General features: G+C 42.2%; 22 protein-coding genes. 13 read left to right on the top strand and 9 right to left on the bottom strand.

Features of this window, described 5'->3' with window-relative positions; all coding sequences use genetic code 11:
• The first annotated feature begins 54 nt into the window (after positions 1-54).
• The 7 genes from ABXS85_RS06910 (at position 55) to ABXS85_RS06940 (ending at position 6,629) form a co-directional block, all read left to right on the top strand.
• A complete protein-coding gene (locus ABXS85_RS06910) occupies positions 55-1,146 on the top strand; it encodes a polyamine ABC transporter substrate-binding protein (protein WP_353669304.1) in 1,092 nt (363 codons plus the stop codon).
• Between the two features lie 62 nt (positions 1,147-1,208).
• Positions 1,209-2,354, top strand: a complete 1,146-nt coding sequence (locus tag ABXS85_RS06915) for an ABC transporter ATP-binding protein (protein WP_353669305.1) — start codon at positions 1,209-1,211, stop codon at positions 2,352-2,354.
• The gene (locus ABXS85_RS06920; protein ID WP_353669306.1) at positions 2,351-3,286 is read left to right on the top strand and encodes an ABC transporter permease subunit; all 936 of its coding nucleotides are present in this window, start codon (positions 2,351-2,353) and stop codon (positions 3,284-3,286) included. Before ABXS85_RS06915 ends, ABXS85_RS06920 begins: the two co-directional genes overlap by 4 nt.
• Positions 3,286-4,098 (top strand): ABC transporter permease subunit, encoded by an 813-nt coding sequence (locus tag ABXS85_RS06925; RefSeq protein WP_353669307.1) that lies wholly within the window; start codon positions 3,286-3,288, stop codon positions 4,096-4,098. The genes ABXS85_RS06920 and ABXS85_RS06925 overlap by 1 nt, the downstream gene beginning before the upstream one ends.
• 26 nt (positions 4,099-4,124) lie before the next feature.
• Positions 4,125-4,859: a glutamine amidotransferase gene (locus ABXS85_RS06930; RefSeq protein ID WP_353669308.1), complete on the top strand. Its 735-nt coding sequence runs from the start codon at positions 4,125-4,127 to the stop codon at positions 4,857-4,859.
• Positions 4,860-4,970: 111 nt separating this feature from the next.
• Positions 4,971-5,465: a molybdopterin-dependent oxidoreductase gene (locus tag ABXS85_RS06935; protein ID WP_353669309.1), complete on the top strand. Its 495-nt coding sequence runs from the start codon at positions 4,971-4,973 to the stop codon at positions 5,463-5,465.
• A complete protein-coding gene (locus ABXS85_RS06940) occupies positions 5,466-6,629 on the top strand; it encodes a diguanylate cyclase (protein WP_353669310.1) in 1,164 nt (387 codons plus the stop codon).
• 339 nt (positions 6,630-6,968) lie between these two features.
• Here the strand turns inward: ABXS85_RS06940 and ABXS85_RS06945 are convergent, their stop codons facing one another.
• The 3 genes from ABXS85_RS06945 to ABXS85_RS06955 form a co-directional block, all read right to left on the bottom strand.
• Positions 6,969-8,393, bottom strand: a complete 1,425-nt coding sequence (locus ABXS85_RS06945) for a HAMP domain-containing sensor histidine kinase (protein WP_353669311.1) — start codon at positions 8,391-8,393, stop codon at positions 6,969-6,971.
• Positions 8,380-9,060, bottom strand: coding sequence for a response regulator transcription factor (locus tag ABXS85_RS06950; RefSeq protein WP_353669312.1), 681 nt, complete (start codon positions 9,058-9,060; stop codon positions 8,380-8,382). Before ABXS85_RS06950 ends, ABXS85_RS06945 begins: the two co-directional genes overlap by 14 nt.
• Positions 9,061-9,294: 234 nt before the next feature.
• Positions 9,295-9,690, bottom strand: coding sequence for a PepSY domain-containing protein (locus ABXS85_RS06955; RefSeq protein WP_353669313.1), 396 nt, complete (start codon positions 9,688-9,690; stop codon positions 9,295-9,297).
• 201 nt (positions 9,691-9,891) lie between these two features.
• On the opposite strand from ABXS85_RS06955, the gene ypfH reads away from it, so the two are divergent.
• The gene (gene ypfH, locus ABXS85_RS06960) at positions 9,892-10,512 is read left to right on the top strand and encodes an esterase (protein ID WP_353669314.1); all 621 of its coding nucleotides are present in this window, start codon (positions 9,892-9,894) and stop codon (positions 10,510-10,512) included.
• A gap of 64 nt (positions 10,513-10,576) precedes the next feature.
• Here the strand turns inward: ypfH and ABXS85_RS06965 are convergent, their stop codons facing one another.
• From ABXS85_RS06965 to ABXS85_RS06980, 4 genes are all read right to left on the bottom strand, one after another.
• On the bottom strand, positions 10,577-11,356 hold the full coding sequence (locus ABXS85_RS06965; RefSeq protein ID WP_353669315.1) for an ATP-binding cassette domain-containing protein: 780 nt from the start codon (positions 11,354-11,356) through the stop codon (positions 10,577-10,579).
• Position 11,357: 1 nt separating this feature from the next.
• Positions 11,358-12,464 carry an ABC transporter permease gene (locus tag ABXS85_RS06970; protein WP_353669316.1) on the bottom strand — a complete coding sequence of 369 codons (1,107 nt, stop codon included), beginning with the start codon at positions 12,462-12,464 and terminating at the stop codon, positions 11,358-11,360.
• Between the two features lie 92 nt (positions 12,465-12,556).
• A complete protein-coding gene (locus tag ABXS85_RS06975) occupies positions 12,557-13,483 on the bottom strand; it encodes a sugar ABC transporter substrate-binding protein (RefSeq protein ID WP_353669317.1) in 927 nt (308 codons plus the stop codon).
• 496 nt (positions 13,484-13,979) lie between these two features.
• The gene (locus ABXS85_RS06980) at positions 13,980-15,437 is read right to left on the bottom strand and encodes a carotenoid oxygenase family protein (RefSeq protein ID WP_353669318.1); all 1,458 of its coding nucleotides are present in this window, start codon (positions 15,435-15,437) and stop codon (positions 13,980-13,982) included.
• Positions 15,438-15,751: 314 nt separating this feature from the next.
• On the opposite strand from ABXS85_RS06980, the gene ABXS85_RS06985 reads away from it, so the two are divergent.
• Entirely contained in the window at positions 15,752-16,696 is a 945-nt protein-coding gene (locus ABXS85_RS06985; RefSeq protein ID WP_353669319.1) for a LysR family transcriptional regulator, read from the top strand.
• A 125-nt stretch (positions 16,697-16,821) separates the two neighbouring features.
• Here ABXS85_RS06985 and ABXS85_RS06990 read toward each other — a convergent pair whose 3' ends face one another.
• Positions 16,822-17,595 (bottom strand): MipA/OmpV family protein, encoded by a 774-nt coding sequence (locus ABXS85_RS06990; RefSeq protein ID WP_353669320.1) that lies wholly within the window; start codon positions 17,593-17,595, stop codon positions 16,822-16,824.
• Between the two features lie 185 nt (positions 17,596-17,780).
• Between ABXS85_RS06990 and ABXS85_RS06995 the strand changes: the two genes are divergently transcribed.
• The gene (locus ABXS85_RS06995; RefSeq protein WP_353669321.1) at positions 17,781-18,968 is read left to right on the top strand and encodes an AraC family transcriptional regulator; all 1,188 of its coding nucleotides are present in this window, start codon (positions 17,781-17,783) and stop codon (positions 18,966-18,968) included.
• A gap of 592 nt (positions 18,969-19,560) precedes the next feature.
• Here the strand turns inward: ABXS85_RS06995 and ABXS85_RS07000 are convergent.
• Positions 19,561-20,121 carry a hypothetical protein gene (locus ABXS85_RS07000; protein ID WP_353669322.1) on the bottom strand — a complete coding sequence of 187 codons (561 nt, stop codon included), beginning with the start codon at positions 20,119-20,121 and terminating at the stop codon, positions 19,561-19,563.
• Between the two features lie 271 nt (positions 20,122-20,392).
• On the opposite strand from ABXS85_RS07000, the gene ABXS85_RS07005 reads away from it, so the two are divergent.
• The 3 genes from ABXS85_RS07005 (at position 20,393) to rutA (ending at position 24,201) form a co-directional block, all read left to right on the top strand.
• Positions 20,393-21,382, top strand: a complete 990-nt coding sequence (locus tag ABXS85_RS07005) for a DUF1852 domain-containing protein (RefSeq protein ID WP_353669323.1) — start codon at positions 20,393-20,395, stop codon at positions 21,380-21,382.
• 20 nt (positions 21,383-21,402) lie between these two features.
• Complete coding sequence (locus tag ABXS85_RS07010) at positions 21,403-22,452, top strand: methionine synthase (RefSeq protein ID WP_353669324.1); 1,050 nt, start codon at positions 21,403-21,405, stop codon at positions 22,450-22,452.
• A 666-nt stretch (positions 22,453-23,118) separates the two neighbouring features.
• The gene (gene rutA / locus ABXS85_RS07015) at positions 23,119-24,201 is read left to right on the top strand and encodes a pyrimidine utilization protein A (RefSeq protein WP_353669325.1); all 1,083 of its coding nucleotides are present in this window, start codon (positions 23,119-23,121) and stop codon (positions 24,199-24,201) included.

Genomic DNA, 24,201 nt, shown 5'->3' on the forward strand with positions numbered 1-24,201 from the left:
AAAATATCACAACCGGAACCCGTCAACACAGTTGACATCAGAGGAGACTTTGACATGAAAAAAACTGCAATAAATCTAATACTTGCAGGATCCGCCAGCTTTTTTAGCACTGCCAGCCTTGCAGAACAAGTAGTCAATATTTACAACTGGTCTGACTACATGGCACCAGGCACTTTAGAAGCTTTCACCAAAGAAACCGGCATCAAGGTTAACTACGATGTGTATGACAGCAACGAAGTTCTGGAAGCCAAGCTGATGGCGGGTGGTTCAGGATATGACGTTGTCATGCCCTCTAATTCTTTCTTTGAACGTCAAGTAAAAGCTGGCGTGTATCAAAGCATAGATAAAAGCAAACTGAGCAACGCAGGCAACATTGATGCAACCCTGGCGAAGCAAATCGAAAAGCATGATAAGGGCAATGTTCACAATATACCTTATGCTTGGGGCACCATTGGCATAGGTTACAACACAAAAATGGTGGCAGAGCGTTTAGGGACAGATAACATTACTTCTTGGGAAGTCTTATTCGATCCAGCGATTGCGAGCAAGCTGGCTGATTGCGGTATTGCCGTATTAGATTCGCCTGCCGAAATGATGTCTGTTGTGCATAATTACCGTGGTGTTGATCCGAACTCAGAAGACAAAGGCGAACTCGACGCGTCCACTAAACTGCTCTCTGCAACCCGAAATAACATCAAGTATTTCCATTCCAGCAAATACATTTCCGATCTTGCCAATGGCGATATCTGTGTGGCAATTGGCTATAACGGGGACATTCTGCAATCACAAGGTCGCGCAGAAGAAGCGGGTCAAGGAGTGGATATTAAGTTCACTATCCCTGAAGAAGGCACTTTAGTATGGTTCGATTTAATGGCCATTCCTGCTGACGCACCACATCCTGAAGCCGCACTAAAATTCATCAATTTCATTCTCAAACCACAAGTGGCTGCGGACATTTCCAACTATGTTTACTATGCCGTTCCTAATACCTCGGCAACCCCTTTACTTGACGAAGAAGTTATTAACAATAAAGGCATTTATCCAACAGAAGAAGTAAAAGCAAAACTCTATGTGCAGGTCGCCCATACGGCTCGCTTTGATCGCTCTTTGACCCGTGCTTGGACTAACATCAAAACAGGTCGTTAGCACTTTTATCTTAGGCAAAGTTTTTGCATTGGCTTTATTGTAGTTTTTCAAATAGGTGAGTTATGTCCACATTTTCATCAAACCAGACTTCTTCTTTACCTAGCTGGCGCCAACCAGACAGTGTGCCTTTTCTAAAAATCGAAAACATTAACAAACGATTTGGTGACTTTACCGCCGTCAATAATGTGTCACTAGACATATACCAAAATGAGCTTTTTTGTTTACTCGGCGGTTCTGGCTCAGGCAAAAGTACCTTGCTAAGGATGTTAGCAGGTTTTGAAGCACCCAGCGCTGGACGCATACTTATTGATGGAGTGGATATGTCAAATATCCCACCATGGGAAAGACCAGTAAATATGATGTTTCAATCTTACGCTCTGTTCCCTCATCTTAACGTTGAGGCGAACGTGGCTTTTGGTTTAAAGCGCGAGCATCTTGGCAAAAATGAGATTCAACGCCGAGTTAATGACATGCTCGACATGGTGCAACTAGGCCATTTAGCCAAGCGTAAACCACACATGCTTTCTGGTGGGCAAAGACAGCGAGTTGCCTTAGCTAGGGCGTTAGTAAAAGAACCTAAACTATTGCTTTTAGATGAACCGCTCGGTGCCCTTGATAAAAAACTCAGAGAAGAAACTCAGTTTGAATTGATTCGTATCCAAGAGGAACTTGGTATTACTTTTGTGGTGGTGACTCACGATCAAGAAGAAGCTATGACATTGGCCACCCGTATTGGAGTCATGAATCATGGACAAATTATTCAAACAGCGGAGCCTCAAGACGTTTATGAATACCCAAGTAACCGCTTTGTGGCGCAATTTATTGGTAATGTAAACCTGTTTGATGGCGTGGTTATTGAGGACGAACGAGACAGTGTGGTGATCCAATGCAAAGACACGCAAAATCTCATACAAGTTAACCATGGTATCAGTTGCGCGCCTAATCAAGGTGTTAGCATTGCCATTCGCCCAGAAAAAATACGCCTTAGCCGTACACCACTGGAAAGTACCATAAATACCGCCGTAGGCATGATTACGGATATGGCTTATATGGGCAGTCAATCCGTCTATAAAGTGCGCTTAACATCCGGCAAAGAGGTTCGCATTACTCAGCCTAATAGCGTTCGTGATACCAGTGACAGATTAACCTGGGACGAGAAGGTTTATCTGGATTGGGACGCTGACAGCAGCGTGGTATTGACATCATGATTAAAAATAACTTGGTCAACCTCATCTTATTACGACTTCAAAATAAGGCTAAAAAGATAACCCTCGGGCGCTGGCTGGTTATATCAATCCCCATGTTATGGCTAGCGGCATTTTTCTTTATCCCCTTTCTGGTGGTATTTAAAATTTCCTTTGCTGAAGCCATGATCGCTGTCCCACCTTACTCACCATTAATCGAATGGGACCCTGATAATGCTTATGCCACACTCAAGATAACCTTAGGCAATTATCTCTTTTTATTCGAGTCACGCTTTTATTTAGATGCTTATTTAAGCTCGATCAAAATTGCAGCCATCTCAACCTTTTTTGCTTTGCTGATCGGCTTTCCTATTGCCTATCTCATCGCTCGCAGTGGACCAACGCTACGTACCTTGTTACTGGCCTTGGTGATATTGCCTTTTTGGACCTCTTTCTTACTCCGCGTATATGCTTGGATGGCACTGTTGAAGAAAAATGGCCCTATCAACGATGTGCTAATGATGTTGGGCATCATTGACCAACCACTGCAGATATTGCAAACCGATTTCGCCGTCTACCTTGGCATAGTTTATACCTACTTACCCTTTATGATTCTGCCGCTTTATGCCAATTTAGAAAAAATGGACATGAGCCTAATTGAAGCAGCACAAGATTTGGGAGCAAAACCTTACCAGGCATTTTGTATGATTACTGTGCCTTTGGCAAAACCCGGCATCATCGCCGGATGTTTATTGGTCTTTATTCCAGCGGTAGGAGAATACGTGATACCTGCCCTATTAGGCAGCTCAGAAACCTTGATGATTGGTCGCGTGTTATGGGATGAATTCTTCTTGAATCGTGACTGGCCATTAGCCTCAGCAGTAGCCATTTTCATGTTAATTGTCTTAGTTGGCCCCATTATGTTTATGCGTAATGGTAACAAGGAGGCACTCTAGTGAAAAAGCAATCCACCACCTTAACCATTACTGCAGGGCTGGGCTTTGTGTTTCTTTATGCGCCCATCATTGCCTTAATCATATACAGTTTTAACGCCTCTAAACTGGTGACCGTTTGGGGAGGTTGGTCACTGCAATGGTATAGCGCCTTGTTCCAAAACGAGCAAATAATGAAAGCCGCATGGGTGAGTTTAAAAATAGCTATGATCAGCGCCACCTTAGCATCTGTGTTAGGCACTCTGGCAGGTTTTGTACTCAGTCGTTTCCGTCCTTTTCGCGGAAAAACCCTGCTTGCAGGTTGGATAACTGCCCCTTTGGTGATGCCTGAAGTCATTACCGGGTTATCTTTACTCTTATTATTTGTCGCCATGGAAAGCCTTTTTGGTTGGCCTTCAGGGCGTGGCACTACCACCATAGTGATCGCACATACCACATTTTGTATGGCCTATGTTGCTGTGGTGGTACAATCGCGCTTAACCTCTTTGGACAGAAGCCTAGAGGAAGCGGCTATGGATTTGGGGGCCAAGCCAACAAGCTTGTTTTTTCTGATTACCTTGCCTTTAATTGCTCCTGCGATTATATCTGGCTGGTTATTGGCCTTCACTTTATCATTGGACGATCTCGTCATTGCGAGCTTTGTTTCCGGCCCAGGCAACAGCACCTTGCCTATGGTCATTTTCTCTAAAGTGAGACTTGGTGTAACACCTGAGATAAATGCCTTGGCCAGTCTGATGATTTTGATTGTTAGTGTGGCCGTCATTACCGCTATCTTTATCATGCGTCGCCAAAATCGTTTACACCCACCATCTTAAAATATGTTTTGAGGATGTTATCAAACATGAAAATTGGCATTTTAGCCGCTGGCAATACACCAGAAAGTTTACAAGATCGTTATCCTGCTTATGCGCAGATGTTTATCGAACAAATTAGTGACATTGATCCTCAGCTTGAGTTTGAGGTTTTTGATGTCCGTTTAAATGAGTTTCCAAAAGATTGCCAAGTCTGTGATGCTTGGTTAATCACTGGCTCAAGAGCGGATGCCTACTCAGATGAAGAATGGATCCTCAATTTATGTGATCTTATTCGCGACATAGACCAACATGGACAAACTCTGGTTGGGATTTGCTTCGGACACCAAGTCATAGCACGCGCACTCGGTGGAAAGGTTGAAAAATATTCTGCGGGATGGGGTGTTGGGATACACCATTATCAACTTTCAGAGCATGTTAGTCTTCCTCACAATTTATCAGCCAAAGAGGTTGCGATTTGCGCCTTTCATCAAGATCAGGTAGTAGAAAAACCCAACAAAATGCAAACCTTTCTCAGTTCAGAGTTTTGCCAGCATGCTGGCCTGATTTTTCAAGACCAAATACTGACCTTCCAAGCACACCCTGAATTTTCCAAAGCATACGAAACCGAACTGGTGAAACTCTATGATGGTATTACTCTTTCAGCAGAAGTCGTCTCGAAAGCTCACCAAAGCATTGCAAACTACACACTAGACAGCGAGCACCTAATGGCATGGATTACCGATTTTTTAAAAGCTGACAAAAGAGCCAGTAAATCGAGCTAAAAAGTGTGAAAAGTTCTTTTTTTGCTTATAAATGCGGCTTTTTGACATAGTTAGGTTCATTATTGTATGAATCTGAGATAGGATGATTTTTTATGAATAGAATGTATCACGATGAAAACCGTAATTTATTTCCTAGTCTGCGTTTTCAGTAGTAGCGTATTCAGCACAACACTTTCTCTTTATCAACAATCATTGCCTTTGCCTGATTCGCCACAGGATTACGTAATAGAAATTCAGGGCAAGGGTTATCAGTATGAAGATCTATTAGAATTTCCTCTGTATCATGCTCAATTCTCTACCATCTGGCGTGCCTCTGGCGACTTTATCGGACCGAAATTACAAGACCTTTTAGAGGATGCTGGTATTGCTGATTTTGAACAAGTCTACTTAGAAGCGACAGACGATTACGCAGTAATTATGCCTCGCCATGCTCCTGATCAGGAAGATGCCATTTTAGCACTCGCTTTAAACGGTAAACCTCTAAAAATCAATGATAAAGGCCCATTTTGGCTGGTCTGGCCAAGCCGAGAAGATACACTCAAGTTAAGCGCAAACGAAGGCGATCTTTGGATCTGGAGTCTGACCCGTATTACAAAGGTTAAATAAGTGATTTCGTTCAAGCCACAACCAATCAAGCTCCTTATCATTCCTTTTATATTTATTGCTTTGGTGATGTTGGCGGTTTTTCTGTGGCGTTTTCAACAGGACATTAAAGACATTCATCGACACATTGGTATCACCCCACATGAAATACGCTATCAATTACAGCAATCCAATTTACAAGTCGCCCTCATTGAACAAGAAATAAAGCTGACTCAGCAATACGATATAAAAAATTCGAAGTCAGCATTACTCAATCGTATCGAACAATTAAAATATCGTTTAGATAATATTCGAGTGGTTTGGAATAAGCTGCAATCTGATCTGGATAAAACCTCATTGAAAGAAGAACTCAATCGCTTTGAAGACAAGATTAATCAGCTTAAAGTAAACATACAGACAGCTAACTTGCATGATAAAGATCAGCTAAATCAGTTAAATATTTTGATTATGCAAATCAAAATCAACAGTGCTGCCATGTACAGTCATGGTAGTGATTATATTCGCCTACATACTGACCGCTATGTCAGTAAGCTGTCCCGGATTAACCAAGCAATCAATACACTCATTGTCATTTTTATCTTACTATTAGCCGTCTTGTCTTATGCACTAACGCTTATCTTTAAACAAAAAACAAATCTCAATAAACTGTCTATTGAAGACCCATTAACGGGTTTATTTAATCGCCGACAGTTTAATGATCACATGAGTCTAGCGGTTAATAATTACCATGCACAACAGACCAACTTTGCTCTTATGGTATTCGATATTGATTACTTTAAACTGTTTAACGACCAACTTGGTCACATTGCAGGAGACAAAGCTTTACAAGCCATTGCACAACATCTTACGGCACTAAAAAAGCAGTTCCCTAAAGTGGAGTTTTATCGAGTAGGTGGTGAGGAGTTTGCCTGTCTTTGTTATTTCCAAGATTATCGATACGCTAAAGACTTCGCCGAGACCATTCGAGCCTCCATTGAAGACTTAAAAATCACCCATTCAACCAGTAAAGTATCTTCTTATATCACTGTTTCAATTGGCATTGCTTACGCTGCGATGCAAGTAGAATTAACCTCTGATAGCCTTTATTCAACAGCAGACCAAGCTCTATATAAAGCCAAGAAAAAAGGTCGAAACCAAATTTGCTTCTACCAAAATGAATCATCATAAATGCCGACTAAAGTTCCTCTTCCATCAAGTGTAAAGGCTTAGAACAAATCATCTAATTTCCGTATCAAGACAAGTTTCTATTATTCTTTTTGACTAAGGAAGGTACGAACAAGTCCACTGGCAAGTTTCGCCGTCCAATATAAGCCTATTGGCAAGAAGCTTAACAAAGAATAAAAAGAGCTTAAACCACGCTCGGCAGCAAGCTCCTGCGCTGCCCTAATGCCCTACATCCATCTAGGTCTCCTTCGGGTCTTTCAGAGAAACGCCCTCTCTTTGTTAAGAGTGATTGAAAGGTATTAACATTCCTGCTCACTCTTGCCTTGATAGGCCGTTTCTCTGCTAAGACTGATGTTCAGAAGATTTATTCACACCTTCCTTAAATAGAATACGTACACACAGTCCACCATATTGACTTTCTTGCAAAATCAAATCAGCACGATGAAATTCCGTAATCGCTTTTACCAAAGCCAAACCTAACCCTTGACCTTGGCTATTGTGACTTCTTCGAAACAAAGGCAGTTGTACTTTATCAAGTAAATCAAGAGGAATTCCTGAACCGTTATCCTCTACCCTGATTTCATTATCTTCTGCTGTTAACCAAATTTCTGCTTCATCACCAGCATAACGATTTGCATTCTCTAGCAAATTACTCACGGCTTGTATAAGCATTTGACGATCTGCTCGAATCGTTACATGCGAAAATAATTGTACATGCAAAAGCTTACCTTCTTCCTCTAATGTTTCCTGATACAAGTCTGCAACTGACTCGATGACATTATTTAAAGCTATGAATTCATCTGCCGGAGCAATTTGCCGATTCGTTAATCGACTAATCCTTTGAATAACATTAAATATTTCAATGATATCATCCACTTTTTTGGAAACTCGATCTAAATCAAGGGTAGGACTCAGCATTTCAAGTTCATTTTTTAAATGCGTCAATGGAGTTCGCAGTTCGTGAGCAAAATGTTGGGCATGATGTTTAATATGCTGAATGGATTGATCAAGCTTTTCCGTCGTACTATCAATACTTGCCATTAGATCATCAAGATCATCTTGGCATTTTTCTGGAGCAAGCCGGATCGCTAAATTCCCTTGTGCTATCTTACTTAATCCTTGTGAAATCTTAGTTAAGCGTCTTTGCTGGAAGGCACCGAATAAACACCCCCCTATAATAGAAACAAGGATCAACAAAACACCAATTGGCCAAACAATGACTGGAATCAAATCGAGCACATCTTCCGCTTCGTCAATGGGCATATAAACGGCAATTTTTCCACCGACCACATCCGTCACATAAACACGCCACCTGTTCAGATGCTGATAATCCTCTTTCGTAGCCTCATGCTGTAGGACCAACATACTATTTAAGCCCTGTTCTGTACCACTCTTTAACCACCTTAAATATCGTGCATCAAACAACGCCTCATCGTTCATTGTAAAAAAGCCGGTTTGATTAAAGACTGCAGATTTTACTGTCCCGTACACTTTAGATTGGTAGGAGCGAAAAGCATCAAATCGATTCTCTATGGGTATTTGTTCATCTTGAGCATACCAATTAGGCATTCCATTTGAGAGGGTAAAAGATTCTTTCAAATCTTGAGCATAGAATTCCAGTTCTTCATCTATGTCTTGACGAGTTTGAGAGGTGATTTGTTGTTGAAGAAACCAGCTTGCAAGTATTAAAACGACGATAAAAAAAACGGATTGTAGCAAGGCATAACGCACACCACTCATCCGAAATAGTGCCTTAACCAAATACATACCCTGCTCCACGCACAGTTTCAATCAAGGAGGTTGAAAAAGGTTTATCAATTTTCGCCCTTAAACGACTCACATGGGTTTCAACAATACTACTAGAGGGATTAAAGTCGATATTCCATACTCGCTCCAACAACATAGACTTTGTCATTACACGACCTGGATTGCGCATAAAGACTTCTAACAAACGAACCTCTTTCGTATTAAGCAAAATCTTTTGCTGCGCTCTTTGGCATTGAAAAGACAATAAATCCAGCTCAATGTCTTTGTGTCGTAAAACCATCGCCTGAGAAACATCATCAGACTCAACGAACACTCTTCGTCCTAAGGCATTAACACGAGCCAACAACTCAGACAAAGCAAACGGCTTAGCAAGATAATCATCGGCTCCAGCGTTTAAACCTGCGACTTTATCCTCGATATCAGCAAGAGCCGTTAACATGATTGCGGGCGTCTTCACTTTCGCACTACGCAATGCCTTCAATACACTCAGTCCATCTAGATCCGGTATCATCCAATCCAAAATTAAAACTTGATACTCTCGTGTTGTCGCCGCAATTAAAGCTTCTTTTCCTTTAGCAAAGCCATCTACAAGATGACCAGCCGAGGTCAAACTTGTTAATAACCAATCTCGTATTTCTTTATCGTCTTCGAGTACTAATAATTGCATTGAATTACCATAAAAAAAGAAAAACCATTCATTCTTCGCTCTTATCACCAAAGTCAATAAAACGAATGTAGTTTCAAAAACGAACCCTTTCAATCTCAAGGAAAGAAATAAGCTTCTAACAAAACAATTCCAAACAAAAAGAAGTTATGAGCAAAACCAGTTACACGACTGTAACAATAGGTATATTCATAACTTCTGCATATATCAATAGATTTAATTAAGCAAAAGACTCTGCTAAAACAAAGCATCTTCTTCCATAAAATCAATCACTTCGTTCTCACTTTGCATCAGAGTAAGAATAAAGTCCATCCAAGTCTCATCCATGACTTTTACACGATTACTGGCCAACAATTCACCATTCAGACCATCAATCACTAAAGTTGATACCCCTAGCTCACTGCTCAAACTTACAATAAAAACGGGGTGCTCCAGATCATAATCCAAACTTGCCACCGTGACTCTGCCTTTTTCTTCACCTTGCGCTTTTTTAATCGCCTCTATCATAGATAATTTTGGCTCAAGCAGCTCAATTTCCTCATGTTTGATACTTTCTACATCGGAACCTTGTGCAGCAATTGCCATATTTGAAAAGGCCAAGAGTGCGAATAGCGTCAATAAAGCGTGTTTCATTGGTATCTCCTACAATTTAATGTCAGTGTCGACATTGCAGAGCTTACCCATGAAACCTCACCATTTTTATTCTGCAAGTTTACAAATTTGTAAACTTAAGCATTTCTTTAATGGAAATAATGACTTTCAAAAAAAGCTATTTATTTACTACTTTATAACTTTTAGAGTTGGGCAAGTTTCATATAAATAGGACAATGAATCATGCCCTCTATTGTTATTCACACTTCATCCTCACCCACTCATTTATTTTTACTATTCCACGGAGTCGGTGCAACGCCACAAAGTCTTGAACCACTAGGTAAGCTCATTGCGTTAGATCATCCTAATGCTGCAGTTGTATCAGTAGAGGCCCCCGAAGTGTCCGACCTTGGACAAGGTTTTCAATGGTTTTCTATAAAGGGTGTCACAGAAAAAAATCGCCTTTCACGGATCGAAAAAGCACTACCAAGCTTTGTTGAATGCGTACAATCTTGGCAAGCTGAATTTCAGGCTTCCTATCAGAACACTTGTTTAATTGGCTTTTCCCAAGGCGCCATTATGTCATTGTCCTCAAGTCAGCTTTCCTCATCTAGTCTGGCCTCAAGGATTATTTCGTTATCTGGACGCTTTGCCACATTACCGCAAATTGCTCCTAAGGAGACTCAAATTATCTTTTTCCACGGTGAAAATGACGAAATTATTAATATAGAATTTGCGAAAAATGCCTATCATGCACTGGTTGCTTTAGGGGCAGATACCGAATTACACACTATTCCCCAATTAGGCCATGCCATTACTCAAGCAGAGGCTGATAAGTTACTGTCTTTGTTGAAACAAAATTAATACAAAAAAAGGGGCAAAAATGCCCCTTTTCAATCAATATAAAGCCTACTGAATCACAATAGTATTAAATGGTGCCTTCTAAAGACCCTTCTAACTGAGCCAGCTCTTGACCACCAGCCATCAAATCTTGAAGTTCCTCAGAAGTGATTTCACCTCTTGCAGCTGTACCTAAAGTTTTACCTCGATTCAAGACGGTAAAACGATCCCCTACAGCCAATGCATGTCGAACGTTGTGGCTAATGAATACCACACCCACGCCCTGCTTGCGCACCTTGTCTATGGTTGCTAATACATTTGAGGTTTGACGTACCCCCAATGCAGAAGTTGGTTCATCTAGAATCAACACTTTAGCACCGAAATACACAGCACGAGCAATGGCAACTGTTTGGCGCTCACCGCCAGACAAGGTGCCCACTGCCTGATCAGCACTGCGCAAGTTAATGCCCATTTTTTTCATTTCCGTCATGGTGATTTCATCAGCCAACTCGGTATCATAACGTTTCCATAGGAACTGACCTTTGGTTGGCTCACGTCCCATAAAGAAATTACGCGCTACCGACATAAGCGGAATCATGGCCAAATCTTGGTATACACAAGCGATACCAGCCGCCATAGCATCACGAGGACTACCAAACTCTACGGGTTTTCCACCCATGAAAATTTGTCCTTGGCTTGGGCGATATACACCAGACATGGTTTTGATAAAAGTAGATTTACCCGCGCCGTTATCACCCAATAAACAATGACACTCACCAGGTCGTACATCAAAACTCACGCCATTCAACGCGATGACATTACCAAAGTGCTTTTCAATATTATCCATATGAAGAATTGATTCAGACATATTAGCGCTCCCCTGTCACACGTTTACGAATAGCGTTATTAAAAATAACTGCCAACAACAACATTGACCCGAGGAAAACTTGGAACCAATCCTGATCGATATTAGTGTAGGTCAGACCGATAACCACCATACCGAAGATGATAGATCCGAAGAAAGCGCCAATCGCAGAACCATAACCACCAGTAAGCAAACAGCCACCTATTACCGCCGCGATAATGGCTTCAAATTCCTTCATAAAACCACGACGAGCATCAGTACTGCCGGCATCCAGAACTTGCGTGATCGCCAGCAGAGCCGCACACGAAGCCGTTAACATAAACAAAGCAATTTTCACTTTACGTACTGGAACACCAGAATTAGATGCAGCAGTTTTATCCCCACCCGCAGCAAAAATCCAGTTACCAGCAGGTGTTTTCAACAATACATAGGTTGCGACTCCGGCCAAGACCAAGAACCAAATGATTTCTACAGGGATACCTGGTACCTTTGGCAACCCACTACGGAAGGAGTCAATCCATCCCATTGAAGCGGCCCATTGAAAGAAACCTTGGAAAGCATCGCCACTAAAGAAAGGCACCAACGGATCACCTGCAACGGCATCTCGTACACCACGCAGCTGAGTTGAACCACCAGTCGCTGCCTTTAAGCCAACTAATGACAAGCCACGTAAGATAAATAAAAATGCCAGTGTCACGATAAAAGATGGTAAGCCAGTTCTGAGAACAATTTGTCCATTTATTGCGCCTACACCAGCACAGAAAGCCAAAGTAACAGGGATGGCTAGGATCAAAGGAAGATCAACATTGACAACACAAAAGCCAAATACTAAACCCGCAAATGCCACCATAGAGCCGATAGAAAGGTCAAACTCACCACCTATCATCAATAATGCTGCAGCAATTGCCAAAATACCTAATTGTGCTGCTGGCGATAGGATGTTCATGATTCCAGATAAGGTAAACATTGAGCCATCAGCGGTAAACATAAAAAAGATTGCAACAAGTAAAGCTCCTGCCACGGCTCCAAGCTCTGGTCGTTTCATTAGACGAGCTACGCGGCTTTCTTCCTTTAATCGTTCATCAACTGTCGAGTCATTCTCTAGTGACATAAATCCTCCGGAACGCATTCAGTAAAACTGAAACGGAATACATTAAGGTGTGAAATAGGAAGGCCATAAAGCCTTCCTAGTTTATAGAAGTATTAGCGAATACCTTTCGCAGATAGGTCAATTACTTGTGCAGCTTTTTCCGCTGTAATCAAGTTTGGACCAGAAGGTACGTTACCACCTGGAATCAAACCGTAAGCAGCATTAAGTGCTAAGAAATTAACAGACATGTAACCTTGCAAGAATTGCTGTTGGTCGATAGCAAAGGATGCATCACCGTCAACAATGGCTTTTAAGAAGTCTGCAGATAGGTCAAATGTAGCAACTCTCACATCGCCAGATAGGCCAAGAGATTTCACCGCAGCAACCGTAGGCTCACCAGCGGTAGCAGCACCCAGAGCCATAATAGTGTCTACGTCTGGATTAGAGTCCAATGCCGCACGAACTTTAGATTCAATTTCTGCTGGATCATTGGTTGTAGGTAGGATACCAACGTTACCACCAAAACCTTCTGTGAAACCCGCACAGCGTTGGTCTAGAGATACGTTACCCACTTCTTGGTTAACACAAAGACCTTTTTTACCGCCCATTGCTTTGAGCTTTTCGCCCGCAGCTTTACCTGCGTCGTATTCTTCTTGACCTACGTGTAATAAGGCGCCAAGAGCTTTAGACACGTCAGAACCTGCGTTAATAGAAATAACAGGAATGCCTGCATTCACCGCACGACGAATAGATGGTCCTAATGCATCCGCGTCAGGAATCGATACCACCAAACCGTCTGGCTCTTGGTTCACTGCTGCATCAATTAGCTGTGCCATTGCGACCATATCAAAAGTCTCTGGGGCACGATAATCAACGTCTGCACCAGTGTGTTCTGCAGCCAATTCCACACCGTTTTTCACCACAGACCAAAACGGATCGTTTGCTTGTCCATGTGTAACCACAATGATGTTGGCTGATAAAGCAATACTGGAACATAACCCAGCTGAAGTAGCCAATAGACCTTTTATTATTTTTTTCATTCTCTAGCTCCTCTTAGGATAGTAGTTGGACGGCAAAAGAATTCACCGTTAACCCTGGTAGTCACACCAAAAGTTAATAACTAGTTTAGCCAACTAAGAAAAAATTGCCATAGCAAATAGAATAAAAATTGCAAAAAAAATAAAAAATAGAATAATTGATTCGAAATGGCTTGATTAAGCATTTCATTTTTCAACTAAAATTTTTGCACACAAGATGTCGACTAAGATGGTTGCCAGCTTTCTAACATGTCACAAATGACCACAATAACTTGTTAGTATTTCTGTATTATGAAGGGATTGACCAAAACAGATCAAAACGGTGAATAGAATTATTCGTAAAGCATATGGGAGCAGAGTTTCATTCAAAGCCTTCTGGATAAAGGTCTTTGACCCGCTCAGCAAAATATGGAGTCAAGATTGATTCGCTCTTCTCCATGTTGAGCTAAAGCGCCACGATAACACCTGTGGTGCTATCGTGGCTGTTGCCTATTCCCGTTTACTCGCTGGCAAGCAACTTGTACTCGGGCGTCCACCAGCTGTGAATCTGGGCTGGAATTTGACAAGGGAGCTTAACCTTAGCAATAGGGCCATCTTCTAAGCGCTCGGCGTCCAAGATTAGCAAATCCGTCTCGCCGCCTTTCGCCATGTTGACACCAACACCAATGATGTAACCCTCACCTTCTCCAGCGCGGGCACTCTTCGGCGCGAACACGCATTCGTAAAGGGCAACACCTGGGTCTGCTTGGAAACGATTGATCTTGCCAGTTTGATGGTCAATTCTCAGGTATTGAGTGAACTGCCAAGTGTTCTCCGCATCTGGTGCAGAACTCGCCTGGAAGCCGTAACGATAAGGCACAGTGTTGTATCTATCATCTTGACGCGGTAGCTCGCCGCCCACTTGTGCAAGCGTCTCCATTTCAAAACTTTTTGGACTCGGGCCAGACATATCCATGCTGGTACGGGTAAGTATGGTTTTGGAATCATTAAGGTTCCACTCACCACCTTTTTGTGGCATAAATGGCAGCTGGTTACCCATGGATACAGGTGCATCGATGTAGACACGCTCTTTGTCGTCGAACGCACCCATGATGTGGTACATACCACGAGTCGGGCCTTTAACCCATTTCAAATCGGAGCCATCACCACCGCGACGAATGCAACCAACATAAGTGGGTTGGCTACTATCCCACGCCCAATGCACGCCACCGTTACGCATTTGTTCTTCATCGAACATTACTGGCTGAAGGAAAAACGCGATGAAGTTTTCAGTTACCGCAAAATCGTGCAACAGCGACACATAAGGTACATTGATCTTCACGTTCCAAACCAGTTGACCGGAGCGTGAGAACTCGTAAATTTGAACCGCATCACTGCCGTGACCATCAGCCTCGTAACCAAAACCTACAAGGTTTCCAGTATGGGAGTCGAACTTAGGGTGCGCAGTAAAAGTCTGGCCTTTTAACTGGCCGTCAAAGTTGTAATTGGCGTCAATAGTTTCTAACGTAAATGGATCTAGCGCCGACGGTGGGCTATCCTCCTTAAGCGCTAACATCATATTCTTGTAAGGGACAATATGAGTGTTGGCCGTGCTTCGGCTCATGCCAAGAACGCTTGGATCATCCTCGTAAGGGTTGCGGTAAATCGGAAACAAAATACGCCCAGCTTTTTCTTGAGCGAGATAGCGGTCCGTACGCACAAAACGGCTGCGAAAATTAACTCGACCATTTTTAATCCGAAAGACACTGGCGTGGCCATCACCGTCGAAGGGAATAGTATTCGGGTGCAAGCGATATTGGGGATCTGGACCAATACGGTGAAAACAACCTTCTAGATCTGAGGGTATTTCACCCTCTACTTCACAGTCAGTCACGTTCATTTCAACGCGAAATAATCGCTCTGCTGAATCCCAAGGAGTTACTTGGTCCTCTGCATTATCATGATTTGTATCTTGCATGATAAACCTACCTCTTTCAGTTATTGTTTTTGTTTTTAAATGGGGAGAATTACCAGCGTGCCAGCCTCACAGAAACGTGAAGCGACCGAATTCGGCTTTGGACAATTAAAGAGATGAAGCAAAAGCTCAAGGTGCTTAAAAACACTCATTGCGACTACCTATTCTTATTATGCTGGCAATACTTACACATGGCCAAAGCGCCGCTAACGGCTAAATATTGACCAAAATTTGAACTTGGAATCAGTATATCAATGAGGCACTATTTACCATATTGATAGTTTTAAATATTGGTTATTTAATATTGATGGCGGATTATGAACTTAAAACGACTTGATTTAGGGGTATTGGTGGTACTGGACGCCCTTTTCAAAGAGGGTAGTGTCAGTCAGGCAGCAACCAGGCTTTCCATCAGCCAACCCAGTGTTAGCTACTCTCTTAAAAAGCTTCGCGAGGCTCTCAATGATGAGCTGTTTGTGCGTGCGGGTAACCGCATGTTGCCCACGGCCAAGGCGCTAGAGTTGGAAGAGCCCTTACGAAATCTGCTGTCTATTCTGCAGAACGACATCATCCAAGAGAGCCACTTTAACCCCAAAATCGACCAACGCCGGTTTATCATCAACACTGGCGACGTGGGCGAAGTCGCTTTTATGCCGAAGTTACTGAGCTGGATAAGCCGAGAAGCACCGGGAATCACCATTGAGTGTGCATACGCAAAAACCGTGCAGCTGCCTCAAGCTCTAGAAGATAGGGAAATAGACCTCGCCATCGGTAATATGGCTGGGCTAGATAACCCTAATATTCATCGAACCCAACTGTTTGAGCACCCATTTGTATGCGCTGTAAGTGACTCTCACCCCTTTATTCGTGATACGCTAAACATAGACCTGTTTCGGCAAGCTAAGCATGTAGGCCTTGCTGGGGAAGGCTATAGCCAAGAGATCTTCGAAGCGGAAATCATTAAGCAAGCTGGCGTCAGAGACGTGGTATTTCGCACCAAACACTTTATGCATTTACCGCAAATCGTGCGGGGCACCGATCTAGTAGCCACTCTGCCTAAAATTGCTGTTGCGGCACAGCAAAACACCTCTGGTTTGCGCATCTTTACCCCCCCTTTCTCTCTCACCAAGGTGCCCGTCGCCATGTACTGGCACCATCGCTACCATAGGGATGCAGGGCTTTGTTGGTTACGCCAACTGGTTATGGAATTATTCGCGGAAAAAGATCCAACCAACGATTTTGAAATTTCTATCCAGGAATAAGGCTAACCTGAGTTTGAATTGGCGTTCTGCAATAGGCACATAGTGCATATATCCATAGTATTGACGTACTTCCAAGTCAGAAAGGGCGTCTGTTTGTATCAGAATAATTAGATGAAAACCCTTACTTAGAAAAATCTTATCCAACCAAACAGAAAGCTTGTTTGTATGCTTTTATCAACAATGGGACTGTTTTTAACTTCATCAGAGAGATACTCCAAACTCAATTGTGTCACCAGCACACTACTATCACTCAACTCATAATGCATGTCGATCCCGATATAAGGTTGGAAACTGGATTTTGCTTTGTATTCGGGACGATCTTCTCGCACTTCTTTCGTTTCAATCCCATATAGGTATTGATTTAACTCTGAACTAGCTTTACTAATCCCAAAACTGACATCAATCATGTATCGAGCATAGTTTTTGTGAAAGCCCAACCCAGTCGATAAAGAGTCGCCATGATGAGTCCCCGATATGTCTCTCACATATTCTCCCTGCCAATACCATTGTGTCATCAAGTGATTGGCCAATACATAATTAGCCGATACTCCTAAATCAATCGTAGAAGATCGTTTTAACCCTGTTAATGCCTTGGAATCTTTTGCTTCATAAGGCGCTGAGCTCGAGCTTGCATCTAGCGTTAAGGTCAAATTACCCGCTTGGTAAAATTCGTAAAATACGCCATCTATCCCCAGATGTAGATGCTCCCACTCGTAAGCGATGTAGGGTTGCAGCGATAAGTCAAAATCATCCGCTTGTCGATATTCAATCGACTCCGCATTGATGAAGCCACCTAACAACCAACCTTGTGCTTCTCCCGTAGTTTGAAAACTGGCTTGCGCATATGGTGTCGCCACTGCCCCCAAAACGATCATTGCATTCACTGCGTGCTGAAACATGTCTCGATTCCTGTTATTTCATCCGATAATGAACAGATTAATAAACAAGCATACTGAGGTCGTCTCGTCGTGAGAGGTGAAACAAATCGCAAAGTTTTATAAAATACTCAGTGTCTTAGCCGACATGGAAAGACAAACCATTCCCTCAATGAGCGACAATTCCCATCATCAGGATTGAATAGGATATGAATACAGTGGATACGATTGAAGCCATTTTTGCTTCTGCGGTATTAGGACAATGCTTATTAACCATCAGCTTATTAATCGTTAAGAAAGACCCTCTGCACATTTATGCGCCATTAATTGTGTTCTTTACAGCCATTTTCATTAATAGCCTTTCCACCACAATCGACATACTTCCATTCGACGCATCGAGTTTTCTGATTAAATACACCAGCACTGTATTTGGTTTTATCTGTTTGCTGCTCTTATTTCCTTTTCTTTGGTTTTATATCCGTAACATTACCAGTCCAGTTCTAATAGAATGGCGCAAACAAGACATCTATCATCTCATACCTTTTATCATAGGTTTGGGCGTTGCCACTTTACTCTTGTCTTTACCTGTTAATATGATGGCCATGCTCTTCGATGAAAATGCAGAGGGTCCTGTGACTTGGTTGTTAGAGTTCGCGGCATGGTCTTTGTATCTTTTGATGATTTTATGGGCGATACAATGTCTGTGTTATTTCACTGTGTTTGTACGTCATTTAGTACGCCATAAACAGCAACTTAAACATTATTTTTCCAGTACTGAAGACAGAGAACTGATGTGGATTTACGTGGTGAGTGTACTCATGATTACCACTCTAATGGTTTCTTGGGTAGGCATGTTTACTGACTATATTGATCAATTTGAATATTTAGTAGACATCTTGGTTCTATGTTTTGTTTTTACCCTATCTCATTGGAGTTTACGGCAAGGCAGCTTTATGCAAGAAACAGCATTTGCCGATCTTAACGCAACAGAAGAATCAGCAGGCATGTCGTCTATCAAAAGTCCTGCTAAATATGAAAAATCCGCACTCACCGAAGCTCATATTGATCGTATCGAACAAAACATTCATAAAGTCATGCAAGAGCAGCAATTGTATTTGAATCCTAACCTTTCATTATCCGATCTTTCTAAAGCGGTAGCAGAGCCTGCCAATTACGTTTCTCAGACCTTAAATGGTCGCCTTGGCGATACCTTTTTCGACTTTATCAATGCATTGCGTATTAAAGAGGCTCTTAAACTGATCGGACAAGAAGAGAAAACCGTTTTAGACATTGCATACGAAGTAGGCTTTAACTCACGGTCTTCTTTCTATAAAGCCTTTAAAAGAGAAACTGGGCTAACACCAACAGCCTATAAGCAGAGCCTTCAGCCTTCTTGAGAAAACCACTAAATGGGAAAGTAGCCATCTCTCTGTCAAGCGGTGCTTGGCAGAGTCAAACAGCATTAGGACGCATTTTAATCAATTCAATAAACGGATTTTTGCGAATTCACAACACCAATATCACGCTGATGCCCATTTCTTTGGAATGATTGTGAGGTTCAATCATAGGAGTACTATCCAAATCATAATCTATGGTGGAATCATCAATATTCCAATATTTGTAGAAGGCCTCTACTTTAATCTGCCAGTCCTTGCTAATTGGCTTCGAAAGCCCCAATCTTACGCGATTACCATAGCCATTGTATTGCGAAAATGACAGATCTTGGTGACCATTTAGTCTTCCTAAGTGGCTGGTATTTTCACCTAGGGAAGGAGCGAATAAGTCTTCTGAACATCAGTCTTATCAGAGAAACGGCCTATCAAGGCAAGAGTGAGCAGGAATGTTAATACCTTTCAATTACTCTTAACACAGAGAGGCCGTTTCTCTGAAAGACCCGAAGGGCGTGGGCTAAGCTCTCTTTATTCTTTGTTAAGCTTCTTGCCAATATACTTATATTGGACGGCGAAACTTGCCTCGAATAAAAGAGAGTTATCCACACGCTGAAGTCAGTGGACTTGTTCGTACCTTCCCTAGAATCAAATAATCAAATTCGACATTGCCATACAACCCCCAATCGGAAAAAAGTTGCTTGCGTTCAAAATCAATCCCAATTGGGATGTAATAGTAAACCTGCTCACGTTCATAACCATGACGTTCAGTACTGGACACCCTACCACTGGAATCATCATTTAAATATCGATACCCCAAGCCAATATAGCTCGTCACTTGCCATTTTGAATCAAGCCGCCAAGGACTGCCCGATAAACCACGTATTTCAAATAACTCATCGGGAATACCCTGGATGGTACCAGAACCTTCATAGTCCATTTTACCGCTTGAAATAGTCACTTCTAACGCTTTCACATTATGAGCTTGTTGGTAAATAAAACGTCCGTTAAAACCCGATAATGACCCTTTTTCTTGCATTACCGATGGCTCGGTATAAACAATATTGGACGCATGCAAACCTAGTTCTACTTGAGTCGTTGCGAAAGTCATTGTGCTCATTCCGAACAAACATAGCGCCGACAACATACGAAATTGCATCATGACAAACTTTATTCCTTATTCGATACCTTGATGTCCATGACAACGGAGTGCTTATTAAAATCCGCACCCACACTAAATTAATAGAATTCATCTAAAATTGAAAAAATACAATTTTATTCATATTAAGATTTAAACAACAATCGTATCAGCTCTTAGCGATACAACAAATGATTCTTTTTCTAACAATAAGAAATACATCGACGGTGAAAGACTTAATCCATCAAGAGCACTATGAGACTTATGCACTTACATAACAGGATGACAGATCACCATGCACACAAAATTTAGCTTCAGCATCAACACACTGAAATTTGATGAAGACTATCAGCCATCAGCAAACACTCGTATCACGACTAACTTTGCCAACCTTGCGAGAGGTCGGCACCGACAAAGTAATTTACGTAATGCCTTAAAGATGATTAACAATCGTTTTAATGCATTAGCCCATTGGGATAACCCCAAAAGCGAGCGTTATCATATTGAATTGAATATCGTATCCGTCAATATAAATGTGGAAGCCAAGCAACAAAGCTTCCCAAGTATCGAAATCTTACAAACCTGGATTCTAGACAGGGACACCCAACAACGTATTCCTGGCGTAGTGGGCAATAACTTTTCTTCTTATGTACGAGATTATGATTTTAGCGTGCTATTGCCGAGTCATAATAAAGATAAAGAATCGTTCAGCGTGCCAGAAGGCTTTGGCGAACTGCATGGCAAACTCTTCCAACATTTTATTCGCTCCTCAAGCTACCAGCAGGCATTCAATAAGCCGCCCATTATTTGTTTGAGCGTTTCGGACAACAAAACTTACCGTAGAACAGAAAACGAACACCCTGTCTTAGGCTTTGAATATCGGCCCAATGACTCATCCTTGACAGAAAAGTACTTTCAAAAAATGGGTTTAAAGGTTCGCTACTTTATGCCACCAAACAGTGTTGCACCTTTGGCATTTTATTACTTTGGTGACTTGCTGAATGATTACACCAATCTTGAACTAATCAGCACCATTAGCACCATGGAAACCTTCCAGAAAATCTATCGACCTGAGATTTACAACGCCAACACAGTGGCTGGTCATTATTACCAACCCAATTTGCAAAACTCAGATCATTCACTCACACACATTGTGTATGACAGAAAAGAACGCAGTCATCTTGCCGTACAGCAAGGCAAGTTTGCCGAAGAAAACTTCATTAAACCCTATCAAGCGATATTGCAGCAGTGGTCAGATAATTATGCTGTTTCATCACGTCAATAAATATGAGAAGAGAATGTATTATGAATACAATATTACCTACCTCAAGCGCTGGCAGTTTGCCAAAACCCACTTGGCTAGCACAACCGGAAGTATTATGGTCACCGTGGAAATTACAGGGTGAGGAACTGCACACAGGCCAGCAAGATGCGCTCAGAATTGCACTACAAGAACAAAAATTCGCTGGTCTCGACATAGTCAGTGATGGCGAGCAAACTCGTCAACATTTTGTCACCACTTTTGTTGAACATCTTGCTGGAGTGGATTTTGAAAAACGAAAAACCGTTCGGATTCGCAATCGCTATGATGCCAGTGTCCCCACTGTAGTGGGACCCGTGTCACGCCAAAAATCGGTTTTTGTTGAGCATGCCAAATTTTTACGTCAACAGACAAAACAACCTATCAAATGGGCTCTACCCGGCCCTATGACTATGATTGATACAGTCTACGATGACCATTATAAAAGTCGCGAGAAGTTGGCTTGGGAATTCGCCAAAATTCTCAACCAAGAAGCTAAAGAATTAGCCGCCGCTGGCGTGGACATCATCCAATTTGATGAGCCTGCGTTTAATGTGTTTTTTGATGATGTGAATGATTGGGGCATTGCCTGTTTAGAAAAAGCCTGTGAAGGACTGAGCTGTGAAACCGCAGTCCATATTTGTTATGGATACGGCATCAAAGCCAATACTGACTGGAAAAAGACGCTGGGCTCTGAATGGCGTCAGTACGAAGAAGTGTTTCCCAAACTACAACAATCCACTATAGATATTATTTCACTGGAATGTCATAACTCACATGTACCAATCGAGTTATTGGAACTGATTCGTGGCAAAAAAGTCATGGTTGGTGCGATAGACGTTGCCACTAATAAGATTGAAACGCCTGAAGAAGTCGCCGACACCCTGCGTAAAGCACTCAAATATGTCGATGTGGATAAACTCTACCCGTGCACCAACTGTGGCATGGCGCCTTTGTCACGTAAAGTTGCTAACGCCAAATTAAAAGCACTCAGTGACGGAGCGGCTATTGTTCGACAAGAAATTGCTTTGCAAAAACAAGCGTCGATTGCTTAAGGAAGGTACGAACAAGTCCACTGACTTCAGCGTGTGGATAACTCTCTTTTATTCGAGGCAAGTTTCGCTGTCCAATATAAGCATATTGGCAAGAAGCTTAACAAAGAATAAAGAGAGCTTAGCCCACGCCCTTCGGGTCTTTCAGAGAAACGCCCTCTCTGTGTTAAGAGTGATTGAAAGGTATTAACATTCCTGCTCACTCTTGCCTTGATAGGCCGTTTCTCTGATAAGACTGATGTTCAGAAGACTTATTCGCACCTTCCTTAACGTTTTAACCAAGGACAAGGTAAAGGCATCACTTGCCTTGTCCCCAGTTAGGCGATCAATTATTTGGCCAATATGACAAATGCCCCTCACTCTCCACTTTATTTGCAGCGGATCACTGTTGGCTTCAAATCACTGTTGGCTGCGGATCCATTGCCCTGCTAAACGACTCACATTCAACTGCACAAATAATGAGCAGGAAAGCCTTTTTTGATCCAATATCGACCATATGGTCAGCTAATGATTTTTAATCATTTCATAACTCTTTGTAATTTATAAGAAAAATTTATTGGCATAGTTAATGCAAAATGAATACTGATCAAATGGTCAGGAATGAATTCATTCTACCAAATCCCTGTTTTTATAAATGATGAATAACTAGAGAAGACAAGAGAGGCAATTATGGACGTAGGCGTATTTATCCCCATTGGTAATAATGGTTGGCTGATTTCAAAAACCTCACCTCAGTACAAACCGAGTTTTGATCTCAATAAAGAAATTGTTATGAAAGCAGAAGAATATGGAATGGATTTCGCGCTTTCCATGATCAAACTGAGAGGCTTCGGCGGTGAAACCGAATTTTGGGACTACAATCTTGAATCTTTCACCCTAATGGCTGGCTTAGCGGCCGTTACCAGTAAAATCCAACTCTATGCAACAGCGCCAACCTTGGTGCTCCCCCCTGCCATTATGGCACGCATGGCAACCACCATTGATTCCATTTCTAATGGGCGCTTCGGCGTTAACCTAGTAACTGGTTGGCAACGACCAGAATATTCTCAAATGGGCATGTGGCCAGGCGATGAGTACTTCTCTAGTCGCTACAATTATCTTGAAGAATACATCAAAGTCGTCAAAGAATTATGGACAACAGGCAAGAGCGACTTCAAAGGTGAATTCTTCCAAATGGACGATTGCCGCATGCTGCCAAAACCTTCCCGTGACATTCCGATTATTTGTGCTGGACAAAGTGCATCCGGCATGGAGTTCACTGCCAATCATGCCAACTACAATTTCTGTTTCGGTAAAGGCGTCAATACTCCTACCGCTTTTGCCCCTACCGCAGCCAGATTACAAGAAGCCGCTGCCAAAGCAGAACGTGATGTTGATTCCGCTGTACTCATGATGGTCATCGCCGATGAAACGGATGAAAAGGCTATGGCGAAATGGGAACTTTATAAAGAAGGTCAAGATTTTGAAGCTACAGATTGGATGACGGAGCAAGGTGCGGCGGATAAAAAATCAGGCAAGGATACCAATGTACGAGATATGACAAACCCAACGTCGGTGGTGAATTTTAATATGGGTACGCTGGTCGGTTCTTATGAAAAAGTCGCCGCTATGCTAGATGAAATTGCTACCGTACCAGGTTGTGGTGGCGTGTTATTAACCTTCGACGACTTTATCCAAGGCATGGACGATTATGGTAAGAAAATCCAACCGCTGATGAAATCCCGTCAACACATTCAGGCAGCGGCGGTTTAA

The sequence above is a fragment of the Marinomonas sp. THO17 genome, assembly GCF_040436405.1.
Classification (GTDB): domain Bacteria; phylum Pseudomonadota; class Gammaproteobacteria; order Pseudomonadales; family Marinomonadaceae; genus Marinomonas.